The sequence below is a fragment of the Bradyrhizobium sp. genome (genome assembly GCF_017881085.1).
In the GTDB taxonomy this organism is placed as follows: Bacteria; Pseudomonadota; Alphaproteobacteria; order Rhizobiales; family Xanthobacteraceae; genus Bradyrhizobium.
Genome location: NZ_JADGRI010000193.1, coordinates 1 through 10,301, shown reverse-complemented (window position 1 = coordinate 10,301; position 10,301 = coordinate 1). Strand labels below are relative to the sequence as shown.

The 10,301-nt window shown below is 64.2% G+C and carries 10 protein-coding genes; 6 read left to right on the top strand and 4 right to left on the bottom strand.

Annotated features, from left to right (window positions below; all coding sequences use genetic code 11):
* On the bottom strand, positions 1 to 186 hold a 186-nt coding region (locus QZ213_RS17940), incomplete at its 3' end, for a response regulator (RefSeq protein WP_291687435.1).
* A gap of 233 nt (positions 187 to 419) precedes the next feature.
* Here QZ213_RS17940 and QZ213_RS17935 point away from each other — a divergent pair.
* The 6 genes from QZ213_RS17935 to QZ213_RS17910 all read left to right on the top strand — a co-directional run bounded on the left by QZ213_RS17935 (position 420) and on the right by QZ213_RS17910 (position 8,915).
* A complete protein-coding gene (locus QZ213_RS17935) occupies positions 420 to 1,403 on the top strand; it encodes a bifunctional riboflavin kinase/FAD synthetase (protein ID WP_291687434.1) in 984 nt (327 codons plus the stop codon).
* A 204-nt stretch (positions 1,404 to 1,607) separates the two neighbouring features.
* Positions 1,608 to 4,643 carry an isoleucine--tRNA ligase gene (gene ileS, locus QZ213_RS17930; protein ID WP_291687433.1) on the top strand — a complete coding sequence of 1,012 codons (3,036 nt, stop codon included), beginning with the start codon at positions 1,608 to 1,610 and terminating at the stop codon, positions 4,641 to 4,643.
* Between the two features lie 8 nt (positions 4,644 to 4,651).
* Complete coding sequence (lspA, locus tag QZ213_RS17925; RefSeq protein ID WP_291687432.1) at positions 4,652 to 5,137, top strand: signal peptidase II; 486 nt, start codon at positions 4,652 to 4,654, stop codon at positions 5,135 to 5,137.
* A 91-nt stretch (positions 5,138 to 5,228) separates the two neighbouring features.
* Positions 5,229 to 5,945 carry a hypothetical protein gene (locus QZ213_RS17920; protein ID WP_291687431.1) on the top strand — a complete coding sequence of 239 codons (717 nt, stop codon included), beginning with the start codon at positions 5,229 to 5,231 and terminating at the stop codon, positions 5,943 to 5,945.
* Between the two features lie 199 nt (positions 5,946 to 6,144).
* Positions 6,145 to 7,539, top strand: a complete 1,395-nt coding sequence (locus tag QZ213_RS17915; protein WP_291687430.1) for a pitrilysin family protein — start codon at positions 6,145 to 6,147, stop codon at positions 7,537 to 7,539.
* Positions 7,461 to 8,915 carry a pitrilysin family protein gene (locus QZ213_RS17910; protein WP_291687429.1) on the top strand — a complete coding sequence of 485 codons (1,455 nt, stop codon included), beginning with the start codon at positions 7,461 to 7,463 and terminating at the stop codon, positions 8,913 to 8,915. Before QZ213_RS17915 ends, QZ213_RS17910 begins: the two co-directional genes overlap by 79 nt.
* 68 nt (positions 8,916 to 8,983) lie before the next feature.
* Here QZ213_RS17910 and QZ213_RS17905 read toward each other — a convergent pair whose 3' ends face one another.
* The 3 genes from QZ213_RS17905 to QZ213_RS17895 all read right to left on the bottom strand — a co-directional run bounded on the left by QZ213_RS17905 (position 8,984) and on the right by QZ213_RS17895 (position 10,176).
* Entirely contained in the window at positions 8,984 to 9,379 is a 396-nt protein-coding gene (locus tag QZ213_RS17905; protein WP_291687428.1) for a DUF1801 domain-containing protein, read from the bottom strand.
* Between the two features lie 66 nt (positions 9,380 to 9,445).
* Positions 9,446 to 9,856, bottom strand: a complete 411-nt coding sequence (locus QZ213_RS17900; protein ID WP_291687427.1) for an SRPBCC domain-containing protein — start codon at positions 9,854 to 9,856, stop codon at positions 9,446 to 9,448.
* On the bottom strand, positions 9,853 to 10,176 hold the full coding sequence (locus tag QZ213_RS17895) for a metalloregulator ArsR/SmtB family transcription factor (RefSeq protein WP_291687426.1): 324 nt from the start codon (positions 10,174 to 10,176) through the stop codon (positions 9,853 to 9,855). Before QZ213_RS17895 ends, QZ213_RS17900 begins: the two co-directional genes overlap by 4 nt.
* Between the last annotated feature and the right edge of the window lie 125 nt (positions 10,177 to 10,301).

Sequence of the window (10,301 nt, the reverse complement as noted above, 5' to 3'; positions counted from 1 at the left end):
CTCCATGTTCCAGTCGGAGATCACCAGCCCGTATTTCTTGCCGCGCATCTTGTTCAGCGCCGCCGATCCGTCGCTGGCGTCGTCGATATTCTCGAAGCCGAGTTGCTTGAGAAGATTTCTGATGATGCGGATCATGGTGTTGTAGTCATCCACCACAAGAACCGACATCGACGTATCAACCGCCATCTTGAATCCCCCACGACACCTGACGCCACACATCAACAATGAGCCTGCCAGGGTCGAAACGCCCCGCAGTGCTTTCCCCAAGCAGTAACATCAGCCGTTAAACAGCCCGTTAACCCGGAAACGGACACGGCCCGCGGCCAACGCACCGGCGCGGCCTCCCGCTTGACTTCATCGGGGCCGCCGCGTCACGGTCCCGCACCCTTTCCGATCTTTGAGTTAAAGAATCCCGAAAAATGACGCCCGGCTTCATCGTTATCCGCGACACCACGCCCGCAGCCGCGATCCCGAAGGGGACCGTGGTGGCGATGGGTAATTTCGACGGCGTCCACCTCGGCCACCGCGCGGTGATCGCCGCAGCCCTGCAAATGGCGCATAGCCATGGGCGGCCGGCCCTGGCAGTGACCTTCGAGCCGCATCCGCGCCGGTTTTTCAGCCCCAACACCCCCCAGTTCAGGCTCACCGACGAGGCCGCGAAGCTGCGGCTATTGGCCGGGACCGGCCTGGCCGGCGCCGTGGTCATGACCTTCGACAAGGCAAGGGCCGGGACCTCGGCACAGGATTTCATTCACCATGAACTGATCGAGCGGCTCGGGATCAGCGGCATCGCGGTCGGCTACGACTTTCATTTCGGCAAGGGGCGCGTGGGTTCGCCGAGCCTGCTGGTCAACGAGGCGCCGCGGCTCGGCATCGAGGTCGACGTGCAGCCCCACGTCGATATCGAGGAGCGGCCGGTGTCCTCCAGCGCGATCCGCATGGCGCTCGCGGAAGGCCAGATCGACGACGCCACGCGGATGCTCGGCGCGCCCTGGTTCGTGAGCGGCGAGGTGATCCACGGCGAGAAGCGCGGCCGCGACCTCGGTTTTCCCACCGCCAATATCCGCCTCGACGCCAATTGCGGGCTCAAGCACGGCATCTATGCGGTGCGGGTCGGCCGCGGGCAAGGCGAGGATCAGGTGCGTTTCGACGGCGTCGCCAGCTTCGGCCGCCGTCCCACCTTCGACAATGGCGCGCCGCTATTGGAAGTGTTCCTGTTCGATTTCAAGGGCGATCTCTACGGGACCAGGCTGGATGTCGCCCTCATCGGCTTCATCCGCGAGGAGCTGCAGTTTGACAGCGTGGACGCGCTGATCGTCCAGATGAACGACGACAGCGCCCGCGCCCGGGCCATGCTGGCCGCTTCGCCCGCGGCGTTCCCCAAGCTCGGAATCGTCGGCTAGCCCTCCCCGAGCTCGCCGACGGCAGCCAAGGCTTTGCGATTTCCCCGCTTGGCTGCTATGGAAAGCCGCATGTTTGCGCGGCGCATCATAAGCATTAGCGGCCCGGCTTCCGCCTGAGCTTCGGCTCGGCGCAAGACCGGGGTTTGCCTCGTTCGCCCGCGATTGATCGCGTTTTCGCGCCCTCCAAGCCAAGCCAGAGCCTTCATGTCCGAAAAGCCGCAAAAGTCCGACGTTACCGACTATTCCAAGACCCTGTTCCTGCCGCAGACGGAATTCCCGATGCGCGCCGGCCTGCCGCAGCGCGAGCCGGAAATCCTCAAGAGTTGGAACGAGATCGGCCTCTACGACAAACTGCGCGAGCAGGCCCGTGGCCGCGCGAAATTTGTGCTGCATGACGGCCCGCCCTACGCCAACGGCAACATCCATATCGGGCATGCACTGAACAAGATCCTCAAGGATGTCGTGACCAAGAGCCAGCAGATGCTCGGCTTCGATTCCAACTACGTGCCGGGCTGGGACTGCCACGGCCTGCCGATCGAATGGAAGATCGAGGAGGAGAACTACCGCTCCAAGGGCAAGCAGAAGCCGGACTTCCGCGACTCCGCGGCGATGGTGGCGTTCCGCAGGGAGTGCCGGGCTTACGCGACGCATTGGCTCAACGTGCAGCGCGAGGAATTCAAGCGGCTCGGCATCATCGGCGACTGGGACCACCCCTACGCGACGATGGACTATTTCGCCGAAGCCCAGATCGCGCGCGAGCTGATGAAATTCGCCGCCAACGGCACGCTGTACCGCGGCTCCAAGCCCGTGATGTGGAGCGTCGTTGAAAAAACCGCGCTGGCGGAGGCGGAGGTCGAATACGAGGACTACACCTCGGATACGGTGTGGGTGAAGTTTCCGGTGACGTCGCCGGCGCACGGCGCGCTTGCCGGCGCGTGCGTAGTGATCTGGACCACCACGCCATGGACGCTGCCCGGCAATCGCGCCATCAGCTTTTCGCCGAAGATCGCGTACGGCCTCTACAAGGTCACCGACGCGCCCGCCGACAACTGGGCCAAGAATGGCGATCTCCTGATCCTGGCGGATGCGCTGGCGGAAGGCGTGTTCAAGCAGGCGCGCGTCGCGGCCTATGAGAAGGTACGCGACATCCCGGCCGACACGCTCGACGCGGTGGAATGCGCGCACCCGCTGAAGGGCCTCGCCGGCGGCTATCAGTTCACGGTCCCGATGCTTCCGGGCGAGCACGTCACCGCCGACACCGGCACCGGCTTTGTGCACACCGCGCCCGGGCACGGCCGCGAGGACTTCGATGTCTGGACGGCGAACGCGCGTGAACTCGAAGCGCGCGGCATCTCGACCGCAATCCCCTACACGGTCGACGAGCACGGCGCACTCACCGATCAGGCTCCGGGCTTTACCGGAAAACGCGTCATCAACGACAAGGGCGAGAAGGGCGACGCCAACGAGGCCGTGATCAAGGCGCTGGTCGACGCCGGCATGTTGCTCGCCCGCAGCCGCCTAAAGCACCAGTACCCGCATTCCTGGCGCTCCAAGAAGCCGGTGATCTTCCGCAACACGCCGCAATGGTTCATCGCGATGGACAAACCTATTTTGGACGCCCCGGGCAAGCCCGGGGCTAAGGACATCGCGGAGCACGGCAACGCAAAACCCGGCGACACCCTGCGCGCCCGCGCGCTGCACGCGATCTCGGTGACGCAATGGGTCCCTCCCGCGGGCCAGAATCGCATCAACGGCATGATCTCGGGCCGTCCCGACTGGGTAATCTCGCGCCAGCGCGCCTGGGGCGTGCCGATCGCTGTGTTCATCCGCGAGAAGGGCGATGGCTCGGCCGAAATCCTGCAGGACGAGGCCGTCAACAAGCGTATCGCGGACGCCTTCGAGCAGGAAGGCGCCGACGCCTGGTACATGGACGGCGCCCGCGAACGCTTCCTGGGCTCGCTTGCCAACGAGGAATGGAAGAAGATCGACGATATCTGCGACGTCTGGTTCGATTCCGGCTCGACCCACGCCTTCGTGCTGGAAGACCCCGTGCATTTCCCCGGCCTCGCCGGCATCAAGCGCAAGGTCGATGGCGGCAAGGACACCGTGATGTACCTGGAAGGTTCGGACCAGCACCGCGGCTGGTTTCATTCCTCGCTGCTGGAAAGCTGCGGCACCCGCGGCCGCGCGCCCTATGACGTCGTGCTCACCCATGGCTTCACGCTGGACGAGAACGGCCGCAAGATGTCGAAGTCGCTCGGCAACACCGTCGAGCCGCAGAAGGTGATGAAGGACTCGGGCGCCGATATTTTGCGGCTGTGGGTCTGCGCCACCGATTATGCCGACGACCAGCGCATCGGCCCGGAGATCCTCAAGAACACCATCGAGACCTATCGCAAGCTGCGTAATTCGATCCGCTGGATGCTCGGCACGCTGCACCACTTCCACCGCGGTGACGCGGTCGCGCATGCCGATATGCCGGAGCTGGAGCGGCTGATGCTGCACCAGCTCGCCGAGCAGGCGGCGATCGTGCGCAAGGCCTATGCAGAGTTCGACTACAAGACCGTGGTCGCGAGCCTGTCGGCGTTCATGAACACCGAATTGTCGGCGTTCTATTTCGATATCCGCAAGGACACGCTGTATTGCGATCCGCCGTCGTCGCTGACGCGCAAGGCAGCCCTCACCGCCATCGACATGATCTGCGACGCGATCCTGCGCTGGTTCGCACCCGTGTTGAGCTTCACGACCGAGGAAGCCTGGCGGATGTACCGACCGAACGCCGAGCCGTCGGTGCATCTGACGCTGTTCCCGGACGGGCTGGAAAATATCCGCGACGACAAGCTGGCCGCGAAATGGGAGACCATCCGCGATGTCCGCCGCGTCGTCACCGGCGCGCTGGAAGTCGAGCGCGCCGCAAAAAGGATCGGCTCCTCGCTGGAGGCCTCGCCGATCATCTATGTCTCGGACAGGCAGGTTCTCGCGACGCTTTTCGATGTCGACCTCGCCGAGGTCTGCATCACCTCGAACTATGAGGTGAGAGAGGGCGAAGCGCCCGCGGGCGCTTTCCGTCTCGACAACATTCCCGGCGTCGCCGTGGTGGTCGAGAAGGCCGTGGGCATCAAATGCGCGCGGTCGTGGAAGATCCTTCCCACCGTCGGCAGCGATCCCGACTATCCCGACGTCTCGCCGCGCGACGCGTTGGCGCTGCGGGAGTGGAAGGCGCTCGGAGTGGCGGTTTGAGCTTCCCCATGCGCCCCGGAATCTTCGCCGCCCTTGCCGTGATCGCGCTCGACCAGGCGTCGAAACTCTGGCTGCTGCGCGTGTTCGACATCGCCCGCCGCGGCGCGGTGAAGGTGACGCCGTTCTTCGACCTGGTGCTGGCCTGGAACACCGGGATCAGCTACGGCTGGTTCCAGAACGAGAGCGCGACCGGCCAGGCCATCCTGCTCGCGGTCAAGGCCGTGGCGGTCGTCGTTTTGGCGATCTGGATGGCACGCTCGCACAGCCGGCTCGCCACGATCGCGCTCGGCCTGATCATCGGCGGCGCGATCGGCAACGCCATCGACCGCCTCGCCTACGGCGCGGTGGTCGATTTTGCCCTGTTCCACGTCCAGATCGGGGGGAAACCCTTCAATTGGTACGTGTTTAACGTTGCCGACGTGGCGATCGTTGCTGGGGTAGCCGGCCTGCTGTATGATTCCTTCCTGGGGGTACCCGCCGCAAAAGCGCCCTGATCCCGGCTGATACGGACCCTCGGAATGGTGCCCAGAAGGTGCGAAATATGCGCCTCGACCGGCGCGCTCACGGAACGGAACGGGAATAGCGATGCGCGACACCGAAGCCGGAGTTTGGATGGTGCAGGACTCGCTGAGGCGCACGCTGCGACTCGCCGTCGTCGCGTTGGGCGTCGGTCTGGTGATGACGGCCGGAGCCGCCCGCGCCCAGGATGACGACGAGGACGACAAGACCTTCGAAGAGAAGATCATCGGCAATATCATGGCCGGAATCGGCGGCACCAATATGGAGAACCGTGGCATCGACTATCGCGAGCGTTCCCCGCTGGTAGTGCCACCCAAGATCGATCTGCCTCCGCCGGAGTCCGCCAAGAGCGCGATCAGCGATCCGAACTGGCCGAAAGATCCGGACGAGGCGCGGCGCAAGGCGGCGATCGCGGCCCGGAAGAAAGCCACGCCCAAGAGCCTCACCGAAGCCGCCCGGCCGCTGACGCCCGATGAACTCAATGCCGGCAGGACGGCCGCCCCCGTCCGCACCAATAACGATCCGGTCCAGCCCGGCACTTCGAACAATCCGATGCTCAGCCCGGCGCAGCTCGGCTACACCGGCGGCCTCTTCAACCTTTTCAAGGGCAACAAGCCCGAGTCGGCCCCGTTCACGGGCGAGCCGACACGGGAAACCCTGACCCAGCCGCCCGCCGGGTATCAGACGCCGTCGCCGAATTTCGCTTACGGCACCGGACCGAACGACCAGAAATCGCTGAACACGCATACCGACGTGATGACGGGCAAAGAGACCAGCAATTGATCGCTGGCGCTGGCCCCGGACAACGTCGGACACCGGTGGCTGCGCCCGCTTCGGTAGGCCCCTGCCCCGGCAACGACGGAATAACCGGTAACGACGCGTCGAACAGAAAGCCCGCGGCAGCGCTTTGCACCCTCGTATCTGCGAACAAGGAGCGACCGTGATCAGCCGATATCAGGGCTGACAGCGGTCAGGACATGCCATGGTTTCACGACTTCGAATAGCAATCCCGATCGCCGCGGCGCTGGCGCTGGTTATCGTTCCCTCGCTCGCCCCGGCCGCGCGCGCCCAGACCACGGTGACGTCGGATCCTCCCGCCAGCTTCACGCTTGCCAACGGACTGCAGGTCGTGGTGATCCCCGATCACCGCACGCCGGTCGTGACCGAGATGATCTGGTACAAGGTCGGCTCCGCCGACGAGACGCCGGGGAAATCGGGCCTGGCGCATTTTCTCGAACATTTGATGTTCAAGGGCACCGCCAAGCATCCGGCCGGCGAATTCTCCCAGACCGTGCTGCGGATCGGCGGCAATGAGAACGCCTTCACCTCGGTCGACTACACCGGCTATTTCCAGCGCGTGCCGCGCGAGCAGCTGGCCGGGATGATGGAGTTCGAGGCCGACCGCATGACCGGCCTGATCCTGAAGGACGAGAACGTGTTGCCCGAGCGCGACGTCGTGCTCGAGGAATACAACATGCGGGTCGCGAACAATCCGGAAGCGCGGCTGATCGAGCAGATCATGGCGGCGCTGTATCTCAATCACCCCTATGGCCGTCCGGTGATCGGCTGGCACCAGGAAATCGAGAAGCTCGACCGCGAGGACGCGCTGGCGTTCTACCGCCGCTTCTACGCCCCGAACAACGCGATCCTGGTGATCGCCGGCGACGTCGACGCCAAGGATGTCCGCCCGTTGGCGGAGCAGACCTTCGGCCAGGTTGCCCCGCAGCCCGCGATCCCGGCGCAGCGGATTCGTCCGCAGGAGCCCGAGCCGGTCGCCGCGCGCACGGTCACGCTCGCCGATGCCAGGGTCGAACAGCCGAGCCTGAAGCGCTATTATCTGGTTCCCTCCGCTGCGACTGCCGCGGCCGGCGAAGGTCCGGCGCTCGACGTGCTGGCGCAGCTGATGGGCAGCGGCAACAACTCCTATCTCTACCGCGCGCTGGTCGTCGACAAGCCGCTCGCGGTCAGCGCCGGCGCCGGCTATCAGGGCACCTCGCTCGATGCGACCCAGTTCTCGATCTCGGCCGCCCCGAAGCCGGGCGTGGAGTTCTCGCAGATCGAACAGGTGATCGACCGCGTGATCGCGGAGGTCTGCCAGAACCCGGTTCGGTCCGAGGATCTCGAGCGCGTCAAGACCCAGCTCATCGCCGAGGCGATCTACGCCCAAGACAACCAGGCGACGCTGGCGCGCTGGTATGGCGGCGCTCTCACCACGGGTCTGAGCATCGAGGACATCCGCAGCTGGCCCGACCGCATTCGCGCCGTCACCGCCGATCAGGTCCGTGCCGCCGCGCAGAAATGGCTCGACAAGAACCGTTCGGTGACCGGCTATCTGATCAAGGACACCACTGCGAAGCGCGAGGAGAAGCGTTCGTGAGCAATTTCGGGATTTTCGCCAGGCGCTTTGCCCTGATCGTCGCCGCCGTCCTGGCGCTGGCGCCGCTTTTGTCGACGCCTTCGCACGCGGCCGCAAAGATCCAGCATCTGATTTCGCCCGGAGGCATCGAGGCCTGGTTCGTGCAGGACTCGACCGTGCCCTTGATCGCGATGGAATATGCCTTCGGCGGCGGCGCCACCCAGGATCCGGCCGACAAGGCCGGTGTCGGCAACATGGTCGCCGACACGCTCGATGAGGGTTCCGGCGATCTGGATTCCAATACGTTTCACGAACGGCTCGACCGCCGCGCCATCGAACTGAGCTTCTCTTCGGCGCGGGATTCCTTTCGCGGCAGCTTGCGCATGCTGAAGGACAACAAGGACGAGGCCTTCGACCTGTTGCGGATGTCGCTGACCTCGCCGCATTTCGACAGCGCCGATGTCGAACGCATCCGCTCCCAGGTAATCTCGAACCTCAAGCGCGACACCACCAATCCTTCCGCGCTCGCGGGACGCAAGTTCCTGGAAATGGCCTATGGCGACCACCCCTACGGCCGGCAGGCCAACGGCACCCTGGAAAGCGTGCCGAAAATCCAGATCGCCGATTTGAAGGACTATGTCCGCCGCGTTCTCGCCAAGGATACACTGAAGATCGCCGTGGTCGGCGATATCGACCCGGCCTCGCTCGGCGCGCTGCTCGACAAGACATTTGGTGGCTTGCCGGCCAAGGCCAGCCTGACGCCGGTCCCCGACATCGATGCCGCCAAGCCGCCGGAGCGCGCGTTCATTCCGCTCGACGTGCCGCAGACCGTGGTGACCTTCGGCGGCCCCGGCCTCATGCGCCACGATCCGAATTTCATGGCCGCCTATGTCGTCAACCACATTCTCGGCGGCGGCGGGTTGTCGTCGCGGCTCTATCACGAAGTCCGCGAGAAGCGCGGGCTGGCTTATTCGGTCTATGAATCGCTGCTGTGGATGGACCACTCCGCGCTGTTCGTCGGCAATACCGGCACCCGCGCCGACCGCGCCGGCGAAACCGTCGACGCCATCAACAAGGAGATCCGCAAGATCGCCGAGGATGGCCCGACCCAGACCGAGCTGGACGAGGCCAAGTCCTACCTGAAGGGCTCGCAGATGCTCGCGCTCGACACCTCGTCGAAACTGGCTTCCGCGCTGCTGCAATATCAGCTCGACAAGCTTCCGATCGACTATATCGAGAAGCGCAACGCCATCGTCGATGCCGTGACGCTGGATGACGTCAGGAAGGCAGCCCAGCGGCTGTGGGGGCAAGGCCTGCTCACCGTGATCGTCGGCCGCGCCCCGCAAGCCGCAGCCCAGCCCGCGGCCGCCACCCCGCCGCCGACGGCGAAGAACTGAGCCCTTCCTGGCGCTGTCCACATCGCGCCGGCCGCGATAGGCGCCGGCTCATGAGGCGCCGGCCTCTACTATCGGGCCTTTGACCTGTTCAGGGCGGCCGCGGCGCGTATCAGCGTCTTGAAGGCATCCTCGTCTATTTCATCACCCTCGTGGATATCGATCGCGCGCCTGGTGTTGCCTTCAAGGCTGGAATTGAACAGTCCCGAAGGATCCTTGAGCGAAGCGCCCTTGGCGAAAGTCAGCTTCACGGCTTTCTTGTACGTCTCGCCGGTGCAGATAATGCCATCGTGAGACCAAACCGGAACGCCTCTCCACTTCCACTCCTCGACCGCCTCGGGGTCAGCCTGTTTGATGAGAGCGCGGACCCGGGAGAGCGTCTTGCCCCTCCAGTCGTCCAGTTCCTTGATCCTCGCGTCGATCAGCCGAGAAGGGGATTCGCCCTTGGTCGTTGCGCTTTTTTTCATATTGCTTGAACCTCACGCAATGCAGTTCTTTAGACCGAACCTGGCCTTGAATTGTGCCGGCAGACTTCAGCCTGGCCGCGCCAGGACCTGATCCAGGTTTGCAAGGAACTGCTGCCACCCGTATTTAGCGCCCTGGTAGGCCTGCTTCTGATCCGGCCGGAAGCCCGACTGCTCCATGCGCAGGCGGGTCCCCGTGCTCGTAGGGGTGAGAGTCCAAGTGACGACACTCTCGAGACCATAGGCCGCCCAGGTGTAAGACAGCGTTGTGTTCGGCTCGACTGCCAGGACCTGACAGTCGACAGCGCCCCAGTCTGCGCGAAGATTGAAACGGTGCTTCACGACAGGCATGAAGTCGTTCTTCATGAGCCACTCCTCGATCAGGTGTGGTTGCGTGAGCGCGCGCCAGATCTTTTCCGGCGGATAAGATATTTCCCGTTCGACAACGACGGAGAGCGTTTCGGTCGCAGCAGTGCTCATTGGTCCATCCTCTTGAGCAGATCTTCGAGTTGGTCGAACCGGCTTTGCCAGAAGCCGGCCATTTGCCTTGTCCAGTCGATCAGCGGGGCCAAGGCGCCGAGCTGCGCGCTATAGTGCGTCTGGCGACCTTCGTGGCGGTCGCGCACCAGGCCGGCCTGCTTCAGGATCGCGAGGTGCTTTGAGACGGCCGGTTGCGAGACCCCGGCCCGAGCGGTCAGAGCCCTCACCGATTGCTCTCCTTCGCGGCACAGTCGTTCGAAGATAGCCCGCCGAGTCGGATCGGCGAGCGTCCTGAACAGCACATCGTGAGCGTTCGGCATTGCAATCGATAACCTGAGAGCTATTGATTTACGCATAGCCAATGAGGTATGCATTCGTCAAGCGGGAAGGTGGAGCGACATAATGACCCTCGTCCAACACGCCACGCCATAGAGGCAGCCATGGC